A 17,657-nucleotide genomic window follows, 5' to 3' on the forward strand; every position below is an offset into this window, starting at 1 on the left:
GGCCGAGTGCGGGATCGATCCTGCTCGGCGAGCGGGACGTCGCGAAGCTCGGCGACGGGGCGCTCACCGACCTGCGGGCGACCGAGATCGGCTTCGTGTTCCAGAGCTTCAACCTCATCCCGACCCTGACGGTGCTCGAGAACGTCGAGACCGCGTTCGCCGGGTCGCTGGCGAACCGCTCCCGGGCCGAGGTCCGGGCACGCGCTGACGGCGGCCCTGCAGGAGGTCGGGCTCGGCGAACGGCTCGACCACCTGCCCGCGGAGCTCTCGGGCGGGCAGCAGCAGCGCGTCGCCATCGCCCGGGCACTCGTGAAGAACCCGAGCGTGCTGCTCGCCGACGAGCCGATGGGGGCCCTCGACGAGGCGACCCGTGCCGAGATCATGGGGCTCTACTTCGAGGAAGCAGTGGAAGGACCGCGGGCTGACCGTGGTCATCGTGACGCAACGACCCGTGGGTGGCCAAGCGGGCCGAGCGCCGGCTGCACATCAAGCAGGGCCAGGTGCGCGAGGTCTAGCGGGGCGGGCGGGCGGGGCCGGACGCGCTAAACGCAACCAGGGCGGTTTTATCGCAGCGTGTACAGCGCTGCGAGGAACCGCCCACGTCGCGTTTTTGCGGGCACGGGCGCCGGCGCCGGCCCGGCCCGGGCCGGGACCCGGAGGGCCGCCTACCGCGCGACAGGGTAGTCGCAGTAGGCGAACCAGGTCGAGTCCGGCGCCCACGGCGGCACGTTGACCGTCCTGGCCACCCTCGAGTGCGACGAGGGTCTCCGGCAGCACCGCGATCCGTGCGCCACGCACCAGGCTGCCGGGCAACAGCCGCAGCTCGACCGGGTGGTCCGCCGGGTGTCCCTTTACGCCGGGCTCGTACGACAGGTAGAGCAGGTGCGCGGCGTCCGGCGACAGGTGCGGGAACCAGTCCACGCGGTCGTCGTTCGTGAGCCGACGGGGTCGTCGGCGCCCGGCCGGAGGGTCGCGAGCTGCGCCGTCCCCGGGGTGAACCGTTCGGTGTTCCAGAGCAGCGTGCCGTCGGCCGCGATCGTGCAGCCGTCGTCGGGGTGCTCGTCGCGGGTGACGAAGGTGGTCTCCCCCGTCGTCGCGTCGACCATCGCCACGTCGGTCGTCCAGACGCCGTCCTCGGACAGCTCCCCCACGATCGCAGCCAGGGACGAGCCGTCCGGGGCGATGCCGTGCAGGTAGTACTTCCGCGTGATGGGCAGCACGGCCGCCGCGTCGGTGATCTGCGTCGTGGCACCACCCGCGGGCAGGGGCACGCGGTACAGCTCGCCGTTGCGCGCGCTCACCACGATCGAGGTCCCCGACGGGTCGAGCACGTGGTCGTTGTTGATCTCGTCGACGCCGTCCATCGGCACCGGGACCAGCGCCGACTCGTCGAGCACGGTGCCGCTGTCCGCCGCCGGCAGCCGGAGCAGCCAGAGGTCCCCGTTGCCGTTGAGCACGAGGGTGTCGGCGTCGAGGATCGTTCGGCGCCTCGACGAGCACCGTGTCGGACTCGAACACGGCACGCGAGGCGCGGGCCTCGACGTCGTACACGTGCACGCGGCTGGTCTGGCCGGGCAGCAGCTGTCGCCCTCGGGTCTCGGTCATGCGTCCATCCTGTCGTCTGGGGGGGAAAAAAGCAGAGACTCGGGCTGAGCGACGTCGCTCGGGCTCCGCGCCACGAGATCAGTCGCCCAGCCCGAGTCTCGGGTGGGGCAGCGTGCCTACTTCACCGCGCCGGCGGTCAGACCGGCCACGAACTGGCGCTGCACGATGAGGAACGCGGCCACGACCGGGATCGACACGACGAGCGACGCCGCCATCACCTGGTTCCAGTAGACGTTCGTCTGCGTCGAGTACTGCTGCAGACCGACCGCCAGGGTGGAGCCGAGCCCGTTCGTCATGACCGAGGCGAAGAGGACCTCACCCCAGGCGGTCATGAACGAGTAGATCCCGACCGCCACCAGACTCCGGACGGGCCGAGGGCAGGATGACCTCGAACAGGGCACCCATCGGGCCGGAGCCGTCGACCATCGCGGCCTCGTCCGAGCTCACGCGGGATGGTCTCGAAGTAGCCCGCGAGCATCCAGATCGAGAACGGGAGCGTGAACGTCAGGTACGTGATGATCAGGCCGGTCCAGCTGCCGACGAGCTGGATGCCGAGCGAGTTCCCGAGGTTCGTGAAGATGAGGAACAGCGGCAGCAGGAACAGCACGCCCGGGAACATCTGGGTGGAGAGCACCGCGGTGGTGAAGGTGCTCTTGCCCTTGAAGTCTGCAGCGCGAGACACCGTAGGCGGCGAACGTCGCGATGATCAGCGAGAACACCGTCGCGACCGTGCAGACCACGAGCGAGTTGATGAAGTACCGGCCGAGCGGCACCGTCGACCACATGTCGATGAACGGCTGGAAGGTGATGTTCGACGGGATCCACGTGAAGTTGTCCTGCACGTCCCCGAGGGAGCTTGATCGCCGTGGTGATCATCACGTAGAGCGGAACGACCGTGAACAGCGTCAGGACGATCAGGGTGATGATCTTGAAGGACTCTGGCGCCAGTTGTTCTGCCGCACGCACGGACCTCCGGTTGGCCGTCGGCACGGCGAGGTAGATGCCGGTGACGACGAGCAGGAAGAGCAGGGAGCAGGACGCTCTCGCGGCACCGGAGCCGAAGTTCCAGGTGATGAACGAGGCGTTGTAGATGTGGAAGCTCAGCAGGTCCGCGGCGGGTGGCTGCGCGGTCGAGCCGAACAGCACGAACGGCGTGTTGAAGTCGTTGAACGTCCACAGGAACATCACGAGCACGAGCGGCACAGTTGACCGGGCGGACCATCGGCAGCGTGATCGAGCGCCACTGGCGGAACGGCTTGGCACCGTCGACCGAGGCGGCCTCGTACACGTCGTTCGGCACGGAACTGCAGACCGGCCATGAGCATCAGGAACGCGAAGGGCCAGGTCTTCCAGATCCGCGACGACGACCACGGCCACGAAGGCGTTGTTGCCGATCAGCCAGAACGGGGCGTTGCCACCGAAGAGGTGCAGCTGGTCGACGAGCAGGTGGTTCAGTGCGCCGGTGTCACGCTGGAACATGAACTTCCAGGTGATCACGCCGGCGTACATCGGCAGCGCGTACGGCACCAGGAAGAGGGTGCGGAAGAGTCCGCGACCCGCGAACGGCTTCTGCAGCGCGACGGCCGCGGCCATGCCGAAGGTCCAGGAGAGCCCGACCACGAGCACCGTGAAGGCGCAGGTGATGATGAACGAGTTCAGGACGCCCTTGCCGATCGCCTGGTCGAAGTCGACCACGACGGCGTAGTTGCCGAACCCGGCGAAGGGAGCGGCGCCCCAGTTCGCGATGAAGTACTTGGTGAGCTGGATGAACTGATCCAGATGCCGACGGAGTACTGCGGGCCACGGTGAGGACTGCTCGAAGAGGATGGCCAGCGCGACGAGCGCGTAGGGCAGCCAGTGACGCTTCGGCTTCCGGCCCGGCTGCGGACCCGACAGGGTCGGCGCCTTCGTGTGGGTCAGGTCGATGCTCTCCGGAATCGGGCAGGACCGAGGTGGACATGGGGTGGTGGCCTTCCTTCGGCAGGAGGAGGATCGGGGCTTCGCGCCCGTGACCGTGGCAGCGGTCTGGAGGCGCGGCATGCGTGAGCCGATGCGTCTCCACCCCCGGCGCAGGGCCGGGTGTGGGGGTGGAGGCCCGGGACGCGTCCTGCGGACGCGCCCCGGGCCTCCAGGCGCTGGATCAGCCGTTCGCCTGGGACACCTGGTCCTGGGCGGTCTGGAGCGCCCCGGTCTTGATGTCCGACTCGGACACCTTCAACCGGCGGGCGATCTTGGCGAACATGTCGTTCAATCGCCTTGCCGACCGTGGACTCGAACTGGTCCTCGGCGGGCAGTCCATGCGGGAGCGGCTTCCGCCTTGTTGTTGTAGATGTCGAGGAACGTCTTCGTCTGCTCGTCGGTGACCGAGTCAGCAGCCGCGGCGAGCACCGGCAGAGCCGAGTACGGCTTGTCCAGCGTCGTCTGCGTGTCCATGCTCGTCATGTACTTGACGAACTTGAGCGCGCCGTCCTTGTTCTTCGTGTTCTTGAACACCGACAGGTTGATGCCGGCCGGGAAGCTGGCGATCTCCTTGCCACCGGACGGGGCCGGCAGCGGCATGACGCCGAACTCGTCCGACTTCATCCCGAGGGACCTCGATCTCGCGTTCGCGTTGTTCTGGCTTGAGGATGAACGCGGCCTTCTTCTTCGCGAAGTCCGTGGTCGACTGGGTCGCGTTGTCGTACTGCGCGTTCGACGGGTTCGCGACCTTGGCGTCCTGCATCAGGTCGAGGTAGCGCTTGATGCCGTCGACGTTGGCCTTCGACGTGAACGTCGGCTTGCCGTCCTTGTCGAACCACTCGCCACCGTTCTGTGCCGAGTTGATGAACGCGAAGTGCGAGTTCTCGGTGTACGAACCGCCGGCGAGGCTGGGAACCCGTAGAGTGTCACCCGTCGTCAGCTTCTTGGCGTCGGCGACCGAGGTCCTCCCACGTCGTCGGCGGGGTGATGCCGGCGTCGGAGAGCATCTTCTTGTTGTAGTACAGGCCGTACGCGAGGCCGTAGAGCGGGACGCTCGTGACGGTCTTGCCGGGCGCGCCACCCGTGGAGAGCGCGACCTTGCCGAACTTGTCGGACCCGCCGATCGCCTTCATCTCCGAGTCACCGAACTCCTGGAAGGCGCCGGTGGCCCCTGGAGCGAGGTCGCCCAGGTGTTGCCGATGTTGACGACGTCCGGGCCCTGGCCGAGTGTGACGGCGGTCTGGATCTTGTTCTGCAGGTCGTTCCAGCCGATGACCTGGAGGTTGACCTTGATCCCGGTCTCCTTCGTGAACTTCTTGAGGACGGGGGTCAGCACCTCCTTGTCGTTCTGGAGCGACGTGCCCTGGTTGGACGCCCAGTAGGTGAGCGTCTTGGGTCGCCGCCGGAGCCGGAGGACCCGGAGGAGTAGGCTGCGAGGCCGGTCACGTGTGAGTGCCGCGGCCGCGGCATGATGGCCAGTGTGCTGATGGCAGTGCGCGGACTCTGCTACTTTCTCGTCGTTGAGATGGTGCAGGGGATGGAAAGGGTGTTGCTGTCGGGTGCTGCTGTGTGGTGCGGTGTCGCCCGGTCCGTGGCGGCCGGGGTCCCGGCCAGGTCCGTCGCCGGGCGGGACCCGTCCGTCAGGACAGGGTGGACGCCGCGGGGTCCCAGCCCTCCCCGGGGAGGGTCGGGGAGGGTGCGACGGTGCTCTCGACGAGCACTGCCGCACCACGTTCGGCTGCCTCGGCGATGGAGACCATCACGTCGAGGACGTGGAAGGCGAGGGCACCGGGGACCCGGTTCTCCTCACCGGCGCGGAGGGCACGGGCGAGGTCGACCACGCCGGTTCCGCGCGAGTAGGTGGACCCCACGGCGGGGATCGTCTCGGGCTCCTCGGCGCCGAGCGCCGGCTACAGCTCGGTGTCGCCGTCGAAGTTGTTCGGGTCGGGGAACACGACCGTGCCGGTCTCGCCCGCGATCTCGACGAAGCCGGTGCGGCCACGGTCGGACTCGAACGAGAAGACGCTCTGGGCGCTGCCGCCGTTCTCGAACTCGATGAGTGCCGAGTGGTTCGTCGGGACGTCGACCGGGAACTCGGTGCCGGCCTTCGGGCCGGAGCCGATCGTGCGCGTGGCACGGGACTTCGAGGAGGTCGCCGTCACCTTCGCCACCGGGCCGAACGCCTGCACGAGGGCCGTGATGTAGTACGGGCCGATGTCGAACAGCGGGCCCGCGCCGTACGCGAAGAGGAACTCGGGGCTCGGGTGCCACGACTCCGGGCCGGGGCTCTGGAAGAGCGTCAGACCGTTGAGGGGGGTGCCGATCCGACCGTCGCGGATGGTGCGGAGGGCCGTCTGAGCCCGGCGCCGAGGAACGTGTCCGGGGCGACGCTGACCGTCTTGCCCGCGGCACGTGCGGCCTCGCGCAGTTCGGCGGCGCTCGAGCGGTCGGAGAGTGCGTAGGGCTCTCTCGCCCCAGACGTGCTTGCCGGCGGCGAGGGCCTTGCAGGGCGACCTCGACGTGGGCGGCCGGGATGGTCAGGTTGACGACGATCTCGATGTCGTCGTTCGCCAGGAGCTCCTCGACGGTGCCGGAACCGGCGACGCCCTACTTCTCGGCCTGGGCGGCGGCGCGCGGCAGGTCGATGTCGGCGATGAAGTGGACCTTCACGTCCGGGAAGACCGTGAGGTTCGAGAGGTACTGGTCCGAGATGACACCGGCGCCGATGACGCCGACGCCGACCGGACCGGTGCGCTTCGTGTCGTCGGTCGTCGTGCCGGTGGTGGTCGTGGTGTCGGTCAGTGCGCGGGCCCCCTCGAGGAACGTGTAGGAGTCGGCGACGGCCTTGAACACGTCGCCCTCGTGGTCGTCGAGCTCGATCACGTGCAGGGCGTCGGGCGCCGCGGCGATGATCTCGCGGATCGGCATGATGCCGTTGCCGACGGCGACCTGCTGCTTGTCGTCGTGCGAGCCGTCGCCGTCCTTGACGTGCAGGAACTGCACCTTGTCGCCGTACTTCGGCCGATGATCGCGACCGGGTCGTCGCCGCCGACCTGCACCCAGTAGGTGTCGAGCTCGAGGACGACGTCGTCGGACAGGGCGTCGGCGAAGACCTCGTAGGCGCTGACGCCGTCGATGCGGTTCGAGAACTCGAACGCGTGGTTGTGGTAGCCGAGCGTCAGGCCGTGGTCGGCCGCACGCGGGGCGAGGGCGCTGGAGCTCACGGGCGATCGCTTCGACGTCCTCGCGGGTGGTCCAGCGGGCCTCGTCGATGTGCGGGTCGATCAGCGTCTGGGTGCCGATCGTCGCGGTGGCGTGGAAGATGCGCTCGAGGTCCTGCTCTCCGGCGTCCAGCAGCCGGGCGTGACCGCTCGGCGCGGCGAGGCCGGCGTCCTTCAGGGCGGTCGCGTACTCGTCGGCGCGGTCCACGTAGCCGAAGAGCTCGACGTTCGTGAAGCCGATGCCAGCCGATGCGCTGCAGGGTGCCGGGAAGATCAGCACCGAGTGGCGTCGCGGACCGTGTAGAGCTGGACCGAAAGCGGTTGGGTCACCAGGGGGTTCTCCTCGTCGAGATGGTGGAGGTCGACTTCGACCGAGCGTCACACTATGAGGACTTTTGTCGGCGGTCAAGCAGATGTTCGAGGAATGTCGACGTACTTGGTTGCGTGGCGTGTCTCGATGTGTGCTTCACTCCCCCACATGGTCGACTTGACTCGGACGGCTGCGTCGCCTCCAGTCGGGACGAGCGAGCTCTTCCAGATCCTCCGCGACGGCGTGCCGCGCACCAGGGCAGAGCTCGCCTGGGCACTGGACAGGACTCGCACGCTCGACGATCGGCGTGCGCCTCGATGCCCTCATCGAGGTCGGACTTCGTCGGACCGGTGGACACCGCAGCCTCCACCGGTGGGCGCCCGCCTGCCCAGGTGGCGCTGAAGCCCCGCGCCCGGCTCGTGATCGCCGCCGACCTCGGCGCCCTCGCACGGCCGCGTCGCCGTGACCGACCTCGTCGCCGCACCCCTCGCCTCGCGCGAGGCCCGGATCGACATCGCCGCCGGCCCCGTCCCCACGCTCATCTGGCTCGTCGAGACCGTGGACGCCCTGCTCGACGAGGTCGGCGAGCTCGCGCGACGACGTCATCGCGATCGGCATCGGTGTGCCCGGCCCGGTCGAGTTCTCCACCGGACGCCCCGCGAACCCGCCGATCATGCCCGGCTGGGACGGCTTCGACGTGCCCGGCTGGCTCCGCGGGCACATCGCCGCGCACGTGCTGCTCGACAACGACGTGAACATCGCGGCGCTCGGCGAACGCGAACACGGCTGGCCGGACGTCGACCACCTGCTCTTCGTCAAGGTCGCCACCGGCATCGGCTCGGGCATCGTGTCCGACGGCGAACTCCAGCGCGGCGCGCAGGGCACGGCGGGCGACATCGGCCACGTGCGGGTCTCGCGCGCCGGCGACGTCCCCTGCCACTGCGGCAACACCGGCTGCCTCGAGGCCGTGGCGTCCGGCCCCGCGATCGCCCGCGGGCTCCGGAGCGAAGGGGCACGACGTGCAGACGAGCGCTGACGTCATCGACCTGGTGAACCGGTCCGACCTCGACGCGATCTACGCGGTCCGGCAGGCCGGGCGCGACATCGGCGAGGTCCTGGCGACCTGCGTCTCGCTGATGAACCCGTCCGTGATCGCCTCAGCGGCTCGATCACCCAGGCCGGGAGCACCTGCTCGCCGGCTGCGTCCGTGAGGTCGTCTTCTCCCGCTCCATGCCCCTCGCGACCGAGCACCTGGTCATCGCGCAGTCCCGTGCGGGTCCGTCGCGCGCTGCGGGAGCCGCGGCCCTCGCCGATTGGCTACGCGCTCTCCCCCGCCGGCGTCGACGAGCTCGTCGCCGGTACGCCGAGGGTCGCCAGCTCGTGTCCTGAGCACGCTCCGGTGCGTCGGTTTCGCGACGTCGGTGCGCGGGGGGACAATCGTCCGGGTGACGATCGTGCCAGCCCACCCTCTGGGGTGACCTGGATCCGGGCCTGGAGCTCGACCCGGGTTCCGGCCTGGAGGCGCGCCCCACCCCCGGGACGCCCGCTGCGGTCGCGCACGCCCCGGCTGCAGAGCACCGTGGTCACGACGCGTTCACCGCGTTGCGCGGGCACACCGAACGACGGATCGTGGCGCACTCGTCCGACCGCGTCGCGTGGCTCCCGCGCCCGGGGCGATGGGGATCACCGCGACCGACGTCGCCCGCCTCGCCTCGCTGCGCGCCGTCGACGCCGTCGTCACCGACAAGCGCTACGGCTCCCGGTTCTCCGGCAACTCGTACACCGAGCACGGCAAGGAACGCGAACCGGTCATCGCCGCCTGGGTCGCCGCGACGCACGGCATCCAGCCCTCGGCGCACCTGTTCCACGCCGCCGCGAACCGGGCCCACCTGGCCACCCCGGACGGTGTCGTGGTGGTCGACGGGGCCGCGCGGGTCATGCTCGCCGAGATCAAGACCACCGGCAAGGCGTGGCGGAGCATCCCGCGCCACTACCTCCGGCAGATCTGGTGGCAGCAGTACGTCCTCGGCGCCGACCGCACCCTGTTCGTCTGGGAGCGCCACGACGAGTTCGTGCCGGTCGCCGACGAGCCCGAGTGCCGGGTGGGTCGACCAGTGACGACGACCAGATCCGCGGGCTCATCCAGCTCGCCGACCTCGTGCTCGACCGGCTGCGGGGCTTCCGGGTCTAGACCTTCACCGAGGTCGGAGGCGGCCTCATCCCCACCACGAGCACGCCGAGCAGCACGATCGACGCCGCCACCCCGAGGCAGTACAGCGCGACGACGCCGTAGCCGAGGTCGGGGTTCAGGGAACGGGTACGGCACCCACCCGTCGGTCGCTCCGCGGGATCAGGATCACGATCGTCCACACCGCGGGGTAGAGCAGGAACCACCAGATGTGCCAGGAACACCAGCCGGGCACGGTCCGAGAACAGCAGCCAGTCGAGCACCGCGTACAACGGCATGATCTTGTGCAGGATGTCGTTCGACCACTGCACCAGAGGTCTGCACGTCGACGCTCGTCAGCAGGGTGTTGTAGACGATGCCGGTCGTGGCGATGGCCACACCGTCGCCGCGCCGCGGAACACCGACAGGCCGACGCCCTGGCGCTTCCGCTGCGCTGCGAGCACCAGCGTCGCCGCGAACGCCACCGCGACGATGATGTTCGACTGGATCGTGAAGTAGCCGAAGAAGTTCCAGAAGACGTAGTCGTCGAGCTTCGAGCTGACGAGCCACTGGCCGAGGATCGCCGCGACGACCGCGATCACGGCGATCAGGCGGAGCGAAAGTTCACGAGGATGCGTTTGGGGCCACGCTATCGGGACATCGTGCCGGGAACGCGATCGACCCGCACCCCTGAAACCGGTGCGGGTCCTTCGTTGCTGATCCGGATCAGATGCTGTTGACGTCCAGCGGGATACCGGGACCGAAGGTCGTCGAGACGGCGCCCTTCATGATGTAACGGCCCTTCGAGGCGCCTTTCGGCTTGAGGCGGTTGACCTCTTCGAGAGCGGTCGAGATGTTCTCGTCGAGCTGCTCCGGCGTGAACGAGGCCTTGCCGACGACGAAGTGCAACGCTTGGCGTGCTTGTCGACGCGGAACTCGATCTTGCCGCCCTTGATGTCGTTGACGGCCTGCGCCACGTTCCGGGTCACGGTGCCGGTCTTCGGGTTCGGCATGAGGCCACGCGGGCCCGAGCACCTTACCGAGACGACCGACCTTGCCCTTGAGCTCGGGCGTCGCGACGGCGGCAGAGTCGAAGGCGGTGTAGCCCTCGGCGACCTTCGCGATGAGCTCGTCGCCACCGACCTCGTCCGCACCGGCGGTGATGGCGGCCTCGAACCGCGCGCCACGGCGAAGATGACGGGACGGATGCCATCTTGCCCGTGCCGTGCACGGCAGGATGACCGTGCCACGGACCATCTGGTCCGCCTTGCGCGGGTCGACGCCGAGCTTGAGGGCGACCTCGACGGTGGAGTCGGTCTTGGTCGAACCGGTCTCCCCTTCTGCGAGGGCGACGGCCTCGGTGGGGGGTGTAGAACTTGTCGGCCTCGATCTTCGCGGCCGCGGCCTGGTAGGCCTTGGACTTCTTCGCCATGGTGTTCTCCTTGGGAGCTACGTGAGTTGACGAGCCGGCGACGGCTCTCCCACGGAAGGGTGCTTTGGGGTGTGCCTGAGCGGTGAGGCCTAGGCCTCGACCGTGATGCCCATCGAACGGAGCGGTGCCGGCGATGATCTTCGCGGCCTGCTCGATGTCGTTGGCGTTCAGGTCGGCCTTGCTTCGTCTCGGCGATCTGACGGACCTGGTCCATCGAGATCTTCGCGACCTTGACCGTGTGCGGGTCGAGGATCCCCTTCTGCACACCCGCAGCCTTCTTGATGAGCTCGGCGGCCGGCGGGGTCTTGCCGGACGAACGTGAACGAACGGTCCTCGTAGACGGTGATCTCGACCGGCATCGACGTCGCCGCGCTGCGACTCGGTCGCGGCGTTGTACGCCTTGCAGAACTCCATGATGTTCACGCCGTGCTGACCGAGCGCCGGACCGATCGGCGGGGCCGGGTTGGCGGCGCCCGCGTTGATCTGCAGCTTGATCAGGCCCGTGACCTTCTTCTTCGGTGCCATGTGTATTGCTTCCTCCTGGGAATCGAACGCACGGTGTTCCGTGCACTCTCCCGCTGGCCCGGCCGTTCCGGACCGCGGTGAAAGCCCCGCACGCACGAAGCGTGCGGGGCCAAACTCGTTGAGCTCTACCCGACCCTGGCGGTCGGTACTAGAGCTTCGTGACCTGGTCGAAGCTGAGCTCGACAGGGGTCTCGCGCTCGAAGAGCAGAGAACGAGGACGGTGAGCTTGCCGCTCTCCGGCTTGATCTCGGAGATCGAACCCGGCAGGCCCTTGAACGAGCCTTCCTTGATGGTGATCGTCTCGCCGACCTCGAAGTCGACCTCGGCTGCCGGCTGTGACTGTGCACCGCCGGTGCCCTTGCCGCCGCCCTTGGTCGGTGCGGCCTCGGCCACCTGCACGAGGGACTTCAGCATGCCGAACGCCTCGTCGAAGCTGGAGCGGCGTCGGGTTGTGCGCGTTGCCGACGAAGCCGGTGACACCGGGGGTGTGCCGGACGACGGACCACGAAGTCCTCGTTGAGGTCCATGCGGACGAGCACGTACGAGGGGATCCGGACGCGGGTGACCAGCTTGCGCTGCCCGTTCTTGATCTCGACGTACGTCCTCCATCGGGACCTCGACCTGGTAGATGTAGTCCTCCATCGACCATCGACACCATGCGGTTCTCGATGTTCGACTTCACGCGGCGCTCGAAGCCCGCGTAGGAGTGGATGACGTACCACTTGCCGGGCTTCATCCCGCAGCTCCGCCTTGAAGGCGTCGTACGCGGGTCGACCTCGGCCTCTTCGGCGTGCGTCAGTCTTCGCCTCGCTGCTCTCGGCGTCGATCGCCTCGTCGGCGGCGAGGGTGGCGTTCGCCTCTTCGGCGGACTCTTCTCCTCGAGCTCGATCTCTTCTCCTCGTCCTCGACCGCTTCGACGGCGGCCTCGGCCTCGTCGGCGGTGTCGATCTCGAGTGCGTGCCGTCGACGACGGCGTCCGCCTCGGGGTGGGGACTCGGCGAGGGCGTTCAGCGCCTCGTCGATGGAGGCGTCGACGGTGCCGCTGTCCGGCTCGTCGCTCAGGCCGAGGGACTCGTCGTCCTCGCCCTCGATCGAGATGGCGCGCTCTTCAGCAGACTCCTCGACCGCACGGCCCTCGCTGGTCTCGACGTCGCCTTCCTGGTTCTCCTCGACTTCGGAGGACTGCTCGGCAGCCGTGGCGAGGTCGATGTCGTCGCGGGAGTTGTCAGACACTGTCGATTCTTTCCGTTCGGTGGTGCGGATCGGGTTGGCGTGCAGATCAGGTTCACGATCGACGCCGTCTCGGGCGACCGTACTCCTGTCCGCATCCCGGGACAGAGTGGCCGGTGTCCGGGTCAGGCCGTCGGCCCGTTGCCGAACACGTACCCGACACCGAGTCCGAACGCGAAGTCGAGGATCGAGACCAGGATCATCATCACGACGACGAAGACCAGGACGACGCCCGTGTAGCTGAAGAGCTCCTGCGGGTCGGTGTGACGACCTTGCGCAGCTCGGCGATGACCTGGCGGATGAAGAGCACGATGGCCGCGAAGGGACCACGGCGCTCGGCCCGGTCCTGCTTCGCCTTGGCGACGACGTCGTCCGCCGTCGTCTCCATGTCTTTTTGCTCGCCAACTTCTACCCTTCCAGATGTGCAGGGCGGACAGGACTCGAACCTGCAACCTGCGGTTTTGGAGACCGCTGCTCTACCAATTGAGCCACCGCCCTTCGGACGCAGTTCGTCACCGATCCGCGTTCCGGTGGACGAGTCTACGGGAGTCCGTACGGTGTCCACTTGACGGATGCTCCGGCGTGCCGCGTCGATAGGCTGGCACCCGTGAGCACCGAAGCCCCCGGCCCCGAGTCCACCGCAAACCCCACCGCCACGACCTCCACCGACGGGTCGGGCGACCGGCCGCGCATCGCGTCCCGGATCGCCGCGATCGCCGAGTCGGCGACGCTCAAGGTCGACGCGAAGGCCAAGGCGCTCAAGGCCGCCGGCCGTCCGGTGACCTCGTTCGCCGCGGGCGAGTCCGACTTCGCCACCCCGGCGCACGTGGTCGACGCCGCCGTCCAGGCCGCGCAGGACCCGAAGAACCACCGCTACACGCCGGCGACCGGCCTGCCCGAGCTGAAGCAGGCGATCGCCGAGAAGACGGCCCGTTCGTCCGGCGTCACGGTCGACCCGGGGCAGGTCATCGTCACGAACGGCGGCAAGCAGGCCGTCTACCAGGCGTTCCAGACCATCGTCGACGCCGGCGACGAGGTCCTCCTCCTCGCCCCGTACTGGACCACCTACCCCGAGGCCATCCGACTCGCCGGGGGTGTGCCCGTCGACGTGTTCGCGGGCAGCGACCAGGACTACCTCGTCACGGTCGAGCAGCTCGAGGCAGCCCGCACGCCGAAGACGAAGGCGCTGCTGTTCTGCTCCCCGTCGAACCCCACCGGCGCCGTCTACACCGCCGAGCAGACCAAGGCCATCGGCGAGTGGGCGCTCGAGCACGGCATCTGGGTGATCAGCGACGAGACCTACCAGGACCTTCGTGCTACGGCCGGCGTCCGCTTCGACACCGGCGCATCCTCGAGGCCGTCCCCGCCCTCGCCGACACCACGATCCTCAACATCGGCGTCGCGAAGACCTACGCGATGACCGGCTGGCGCGTCGGGTGGTTCATCGGTCCGGCCGACGCCGTCAAGGCCGCGTCGAACCTGGCAGTCACACCTGTCGTCCGAACGTCTCGAACGTGTCGCAGCGGGCCGCGATCGCCGCACTGACCGGACCGCAGGAGCCGGTGACGGCCATGCGCGTGGCCTTCGACCGTCGCCGCAGTCCATCGTCGAGGGGCTCAACGCCATCCCGGGCTTCGTGACGCCGACCCCGCAGGGCGCCTTCTACGTCTACCCCGACGTCACGGCGTTGCTCGGTCGCGAGTGGGCCGGTTCGACCCCCACCACGACGCTCGAGCTCGCCGACCTGATCCTCGAGCACGCCGAGGTCGCGGTCGTCCCCGGCGAGGCGTTCGGTCCGTCCGCTACCTCCGCCTGTCGTACGCCCTCGGGGACGACGACATCGCCGAGGGCGTCGCCCGCCTGGCGGCGTTCTTCGCCTAGACGCACCCATCCTGCCGCAACACGCAACGTGGGCGGTTCCTCGCAGCGGTATCACGGTGCGAGAAACCGCCCACGTTGCGTTTTTTTGCGGGCGGGGAGGCGCGGGCGGAGGGGCGCGGGCCGGGAGGCGCGGGTCGGCTCAGTCGACCAGGTCGCCCACCACGACGGGTTCCGGCACGAGCGCGACCCCGAAGCGGTTGAGGACGGTCACCTGCACGTAGCGGGCGAGCTCGGCCACCTGCGCGGCGGTCGCTCCCCCGCGGTTCGTCAGCGCCAGGGTGTGCTTGACGAGATGCCGGCGCGGGATCCGGGGACCGCGTAGTCACGGTGGACGCCCGCGTGCTCGATGAGCCACGCGGCGCTGAGCTTCACCTCGCCGCCGGCGGGCCACCGCGGCGCTTCGGCCGGCAGCGTCTCGGCGAACTCGGGCGACACGAGGGGGTTCGTGAAGAAGGACCCGGCGCTCCACGTGTCCGGGTCGTCGGCGTCGAGGACCATGCCCTTCGACCCGCGCAGCCGCAGGACCTCGGACCGGACCGTCGACGGCGCGACGAGGGCTCCGAGCTCCACACCGAGCGACCCGGCGAGCTGGGCGTACCGCACCGGCACCCCGTCCGACGAAGCCGTCCCGAGGCGGAACTCCACCGTCAGCACCACACCCCGGCGTCCGTGCTTGAGCGTCGAGGTGCGGTAGCCGAGCGCCAGCTCGGCCGCGGGCACCCACGCACGCTCCCCCCGTGACCGCATCGAGGAACTCGATCGCGGTGAGCACGTCGGAGAGCTCGACCCCGTAGGCGCCGATGTTCTGCACGGGGGCGGCACCGACCGTGCCCGGGATGCCGCTGAGCGCCTCCAGGCCGGTCCAGCCGTTCTCGACGGTCGTGGCGACGAACGCGTCCCACGGTTCACCGGCCGCGACGCGGACGGTGACGCCGTCCGCGTCGGCCGAGGACTGGACGCCCGTCGTGCGGACGAGCACGACGGTGCCGTCGAAGCCGTCGTCGGCGACCAGGACGTTGCTGCCACCACCGAGGACGAGCCACTCGCCGTCCTCCCACGCGGTGAAGGCGGCTGCGACGAGCTCGTCCGTCGTCGTCGCGGTGAGCGAGGCGAGCAGCGGGACCGCCGACGCGCAGCGTCGTGAGGTCCGCGAGCACCGGAGCCGACACGGTCAGCGGAACGCCACCGTGACCTGCGCCTTGCCGAGCACGGTCTGCCCGGCGGCGGTCACGGTGAGGTCGATGCGCTGGGGTCGGCCGTCCTCGTCCACGGTGCCGACCTTGGCGACGACGCCGACGGTGGCGCCCTGCTCGGGGTCGACGACGACGGGACGCGTGAAGCGCACGCCGTAGCGGACGACCCAGCCGCGGTCGCCGAGCCACTCGGACACCGGCTGCACGGCGAGGCCCATCGTCAGCATGCCGTGCGCGAGGACGCCGGGAAGCCCGACCGAGGCGGCGACGTCGTCGCGGTAGTGGATCGGGTTGAAGTCGCCGGAGGCGCCGGCGTAGCGGACGAGCGAGTCACGGGTCAGGTGGACCTCGCGCTCGGCGACGACGGTGCCGACCTCGAGCGCGGTCACGGGTGCGGCGGTCATGCGTCGTCTCCTCGGACGACGAGGGTGGAGGTCGCCGTGACGACGTGCTCCCCGCGGCGTCGTTCATCGTGCTCTCGGCGGTGACCATGGCGTTGCCGCCGAGGGTCTTCACGCTCGTGACGGTCAGCGTGGCGGTCAGTTCGTCGCCGGCGACGATGGGCCGGTCGTAGGTGAAGGCCTGCTCGCCGTGGACGACCCGGGAGAAGTCGATGCCGGCGTCCGGCTCGGCGAGGAGCTGGGCGAGCGTGGCCTCCTGCACGACGACCGCGAAGGTCGGCGGTGCGACGACGTCGTCGTAGCCGGCGGCACGGGCGGCCTCGGGATCGTGGTGGATCGGGTTCGTCGCGAAGACGGCGCGGGAGAACTCGCGCACCTTCTCACGACCGACCAGGTAGGGCTGGGCCGGCGGGAACGTCCTGCCGACGAGCTCGGGGTTCACAGACACGTCCGCAGTCTACCGACGCCCTTCTGGGGGCCTGTGTTCCATGAGTATGCATCGGCTATGCTCGACGGGCGCCGTCCGCTCGACGGGCGCGGTTCGGGGGGACCGCTGCAGCGCAGGGACCGAAGGACGACTCCGGGGGATGGGGAGGACGATGGACGCGACGACCGAGTTCGCCGTGCACACGGGAGACCGGTGCACCGCCATGGAGGTCGCGGGCGCGGCACTGCGCCGCACCGGGCACCAGGTCGAGTCGACCGGCGGCACGCTCACCGCCACGACGGGCAGCCGCGTGCTGACGATCCTGCTCGGGGCGCTCGTGCACCCGTCGCGGGAGTTCCGTCGCTACGAGCTGTCGACGACCGTCACGGGGACGTCGACCACGATCACGTTGCGGCACGCCGGGCACGGCACGGCGGTGTCCGGGGTGGCATCGGGGTGCGGACCGGCGGCAGAGCGCGTGGCGGCAGGTGAACGCGACGCTGGAGCGGGCGCTGCGTTCGGCCGGGGTACTCGTGGCGCGCACGGAGCACCGGCCGTTCTGACCGACCGTGGCCCGGCCCGGCCGGCCCGGCCGGCCGGCCGGGCTCCGAGTTGCGTCCAGCGACATCTCACGCGCCGACGAGCCCGTGAGATGTCGCTGAGCGCGAGACTCGGCCACCCGTACTGCGGCCGCAGGCGACAGATGGGCGCGGGCGCACGCATACCGCAGCGCGCATGCACGCCCCCGGGAATGACGAAAGCCCGGCGAACGATCGCCGGGCTTGCGGTAGCGAGGGCGGGACTTGAACCCGCGACCCCACGATTATGAGTCGTGCTCTAACCAACTGAGCTACCCGCCAAGGATCCGGAGCGGCGTACCGCTCCGAGTCGGAGCCCCGAGTCAGGATTGAACTGACGACCCCTTCCTACCATGGAAGTGCTCTACCACTGAGCTATCGGGGCATGTGCCGCGAACGGCACCACACGAGGATAGCAGACCGGCGACGGTGCTCAGGAACCCGAGCGACGCCCGGGCGTGCCGCGCCGGACCGCTTGTTCGCGTTGGCCTTGAGCCACGCCAGCGGGTCCACCGGGACGCCGTCGACGTGCACCTCGAGGTGCAGGTGCGGGCCCGTCGAGTTGCCGGTGCTGCCGACGAGACCGAGCTCGTCTCCGACTGCGACCTGCTGGCCCTTGACCACCTTGAAGGAGTTGTCCTCCATGTGGCCGTAGACGCTGACGAACTGCATGCCGTCGACGTCGTGCTGGACCCAGACGTCGTTGCCGAAGCCGCCGTCGTTCGCCT

At 69.3% G+C, this 17,657-nt stretch carries 17 protein-coding genes, 3 tRNA genes and 8 pseudogenes; 6 read left to right on the forward strand and 22 right to left on the reverse strand.

Annotation, left to right across the window (positions count from 1 at the left end; translation table 11 throughout):
- The first annotated feature begins 252 nt into the window (after positions 1-252).
- Entirely contained in the window at positions 253-546 is a 294-nt protein-coding gene (locus ACZ8AI_RS06700; protein ID WP_464857509.1) for an ATP-binding cassette domain-containing protein, read from the forward strand.
- A 305-nt stretch (positions 547-851) separates the two neighbouring features.
- Here the strand turns inward: ACZ8AI_RS06700 and ACZ8AI_RS06705 are convergent, their stop codons facing one another.
- The 9 genes and pseudogenes from ACZ8AI_RS06705 to ACZ8AI_RS06745 all read right to left on the reverse strand — a co-directional run bounded on the left by ACZ8AI_RS06705 (position 852) and on the right by ACZ8AI_RS06745 (position 6,366).
- Positions 852-1,457 carry a TolB-like translocation protein gene (locus tag ACZ8AI_RS06705; RefSeq protein WP_464857463.1) on the reverse strand — a complete coding sequence of 202 codons (606 nt, stop codon included), beginning with the start codon at positions 1,455-1,457 and terminating at the stop codon, positions 852-854.
- 264 nt (positions 1,458-1,721) lie between these two features.
- A complete protein-coding gene (locus ACZ8AI_RS06710; RefSeq protein ID WP_464857465.1) occupies positions 1,722-1,937 on the reverse strand; it encodes a hypothetical protein in 216 nt (71 codons plus the stop codon).
- Positions 1,934-2,212 (reverse strand): hypothetical protein, encoded by a 279-nt coding sequence (locus tag ACZ8AI_RS06715; protein ID WP_464857467.1) that lies wholly within the window; start codon positions 2,210-2,212, stop codon positions 1,934-1,936. Before ACZ8AI_RS06715 ends, ACZ8AI_RS06710 begins: the two co-directional genes overlap by 4 nt.
- On the reverse strand, positions 2,125-3,645 hold the full coding sequence (locus ACZ8AI_RS06720; protein WP_464857469.1) for a carbohydrate ABC transporter permease: 1,521 nt from the start codon (positions 3,643-3,645) through the stop codon (positions 2,125-2,127). The genes ACZ8AI_RS06715 and ACZ8AI_RS06720 overlap by 88 nt, the downstream gene beginning before the upstream one ends.
- Positions 3,646-3,852: 207 nt before the next feature.
- Positions 3,853-4,188 carry an extracellular solute-binding protein gene (locus ACZ8AI_RS06725; protein WP_464857472.1) on the reverse strand — a complete coding sequence of 112 codons (336 nt, stop codon included), beginning with the start codon at positions 4,186-4,188 and terminating at the stop codon, positions 3,853-3,855.
- Between the two features lie 100 nt (positions 4,189-4,288).
- Positions 4,289-4,504, reverse strand: a pseudogene (locus ACZ8AI_RS06730) (ABC transporter substrate-binding protein); the annotation flags it as partial.
- Positions 4,491-4,697: an extracellular solute-binding protein gene (locus ACZ8AI_RS06735; RefSeq protein WP_464857474.1), complete on the reverse strand. Its 207-nt coding sequence runs from the start codon at positions 4,695-4,697 to the stop codon at positions 4,491-4,493. The pseudogene ACZ8AI_RS06730 and the gene ACZ8AI_RS06735, both read right to left, overlap by 14 nt.
- Positions 4,694-4,900, reverse strand: coding sequence for an extracellular solute-binding protein (locus ACZ8AI_RS06740; RefSeq protein WP_464857476.1), 207 nt, complete (start codon positions 4,898-4,900; stop codon positions 4,694-4,696). The genes ACZ8AI_RS06735 and ACZ8AI_RS06740 overlap by 4 nt, the downstream gene beginning before the upstream one ends.
- A 304-nt stretch (positions 4,901-5,204) precedes the next feature.
- Positions 5,205-6,366: pseudogene (locus ACZ8AI_RS06745) on the reverse strand (Gfo/Idh/MocA family protein).
- A 1,351-nt stretch (positions 6,367-7,717) separates the two neighbouring features.
- On the opposite strand from ACZ8AI_RS06745, the gene ACZ8AI_RS06750 reads away from it, so the two are divergent.
- The 4 genes from ACZ8AI_RS06750 (at position 7,718) to ACZ8AI_RS06765 (ending at position 9,563) form a co-directional block, all read left to right on the forward strand.
- Entirely contained in the window at positions 7,718-8,131 is a 414-nt protein-coding gene (locus tag ACZ8AI_RS06750) for an ROK family protein (protein ID WP_464857478.1), read from the forward strand.
- Positions 8,115-8,306 carry a hypothetical protein gene (locus ACZ8AI_RS06755; RefSeq protein WP_464857480.1) on the forward strand — a complete coding sequence of 64 codons (192 nt, stop codon included), beginning with the start codon at positions 8,115-8,117 and terminating at the stop codon, positions 8,304-8,306. The genes ACZ8AI_RS06750 and ACZ8AI_RS06755 overlap by 17 nt, the downstream gene beginning before the upstream one ends.
- Positions 8,307-8,325: 19 nt before the next feature.
- Positions 8,326-8,484, forward strand: coding sequence for a hypothetical protein (locus ACZ8AI_RS06760; protein WP_464857482.1), 159 nt, complete (start codon positions 8,326-8,328; stop codon positions 8,482-8,484).
- A 266-nt stretch (positions 8,485-8,750) separates the two neighbouring features.
- Positions 8,751-9,563 carry a YqaJ viral recombinase family protein gene (locus ACZ8AI_RS06765; protein WP_464857484.1) on the forward strand — a complete coding sequence of 271 codons (813 nt, stop codon included), beginning with the start codon at positions 8,751-8,753 and terminating at the stop codon, positions 9,561-9,563.
- A 55-nt stretch (positions 9,564-9,618) separates the two neighbouring features.
- On the opposite strand, the gene ACZ8AI_RS06770 is transcribed toward ACZ8AI_RS06765, so the two are convergent.
- The 7 genes and pseudogenes from ACZ8AI_RS06770 to ACZ8AI_RS06800 all read right to left on the reverse strand — a co-directional run bounded on the left by ACZ8AI_RS06770 (position 9,619) and on the right by ACZ8AI_RS06800 (position 12,947).
- Positions 9,619-9,864: a hypothetical protein gene (locus ACZ8AI_RS06770; RefSeq protein WP_464857486.1), complete on the reverse strand. Its 246-nt coding sequence runs from the start codon at positions 9,862-9,864 to the stop codon at positions 9,619-9,621.
- A 124-nt stretch (positions 9,865-9,988) separates the two neighbouring features.
- Positions 9,989-10,694 (reverse strand): annotated as a pseudogene (gene rplA / locus ACZ8AI_RS06775) (50S ribosomal protein L1).
- An 89-nt stretch (positions 10,695-10,783) separates the two neighbouring features.
- Positions 10,784-11,219, reverse strand: a pseudogene (gene rplK / locus ACZ8AI_RS06780) (50S ribosomal protein L11).
- Between the two features lie 148 nt (positions 11,220-11,367).
- Entirely contained in the window at positions 11,368-11,955 is a 588-nt protein-coding gene (nusG, locus tag ACZ8AI_RS06785) for a transcription termination/antitermination protein NusG (protein ID WP_464857488.1), read from the reverse strand.
- Between the two features lie 59 nt (positions 11,956-12,014).
- Complete coding sequence (locus tag ACZ8AI_RS06790) at positions 12,015-12,452, reverse strand: hypothetical protein (RefSeq protein ID WP_464857490.1); 438 nt, start codon at positions 12,450-12,452, stop codon at positions 12,015-12,017.
- A gap of 122 nt (positions 12,453-12,574) precedes the next feature.
- Positions 12,575-12,837: pseudogene (gene secE, locus ACZ8AI_RS06795) on the reverse strand (preprotein translocase subunit SecE).
- Positions 12,838-12,874: 37 nt separating this feature from the next.
- Positions 12,875-12,947 (reverse strand) — tRNA-Trp (locus tag ACZ8AI_RS06800).
- 193 nt (positions 12,948-13,140) lie between these two features.
- Between ACZ8AI_RS06800 and ACZ8AI_RS06805 the strand changes: the two are divergent.
- Positions 13,141-14,330 (forward strand): annotated as a pseudogene (locus ACZ8AI_RS06805) (pyridoxal phosphate-dependent aminotransferase).
- A gap of 139 nt (positions 14,331-14,469) precedes the next feature.
- Here ACZ8AI_RS06805 and ACZ8AI_RS06810 read toward each other — a convergent pair.
- The 6 genes and pseudogenes from ACZ8AI_RS06810 to ACZ8AI_RS06835 form a co-directional block, all read right to left on the reverse strand.
- Positions 14,470-15,505, reverse strand: a pseudogene (locus tag ACZ8AI_RS06810) (UDP-N-acetylmuramate dehydrogenase).
- The gene (locus ACZ8AI_RS06815; protein WP_464857492.1) at positions 15,502-15,927 is read right to left on the reverse strand and encodes a MaoC/PaaZ C-terminal domain-containing protein; all 426 of its coding nucleotides are present in this window, start codon (positions 15,925-15,927) and stop codon (positions 15,502-15,504) included. The pseudogene ACZ8AI_RS06810 and the gene ACZ8AI_RS06815 overlap by 4 nt, the downstream one beginning before the upstream one ends.
- Positions 15,924-16,372: pseudogene (locus ACZ8AI_RS06820) on the reverse strand (FAS1-like dehydratase domain-containing protein). Before ACZ8AI_RS06820 ends, ACZ8AI_RS06815 begins: the two are co-directional and overlap by 4 nt.
- Before the next feature lie 767 nt (positions 16,373-17,139).
- Positions 17,140-17,210: transfer RNA gene (locus ACZ8AI_RS06825), tRNA-Met, on the reverse strand.
- A gap of 33 nt (positions 17,211-17,243) precedes the next feature.
- Positions 17,244-17,314, reverse strand: a tRNA-Thr gene (locus tag ACZ8AI_RS06830).
- Positions 17,305-17,657 (reverse strand): M23 family metallopeptidase (locus ACZ8AI_RS06835; RefSeq protein WP_464857494.1); only part of this gene is annotated, 353 nt, incomplete at its 5' end. The genes ACZ8AI_RS06830 and ACZ8AI_RS06835, both read right to left, overlap by 10 nt.

It is taken from the genome of Curtobacterium sp. AC273 (assembly GCF_979253735.1).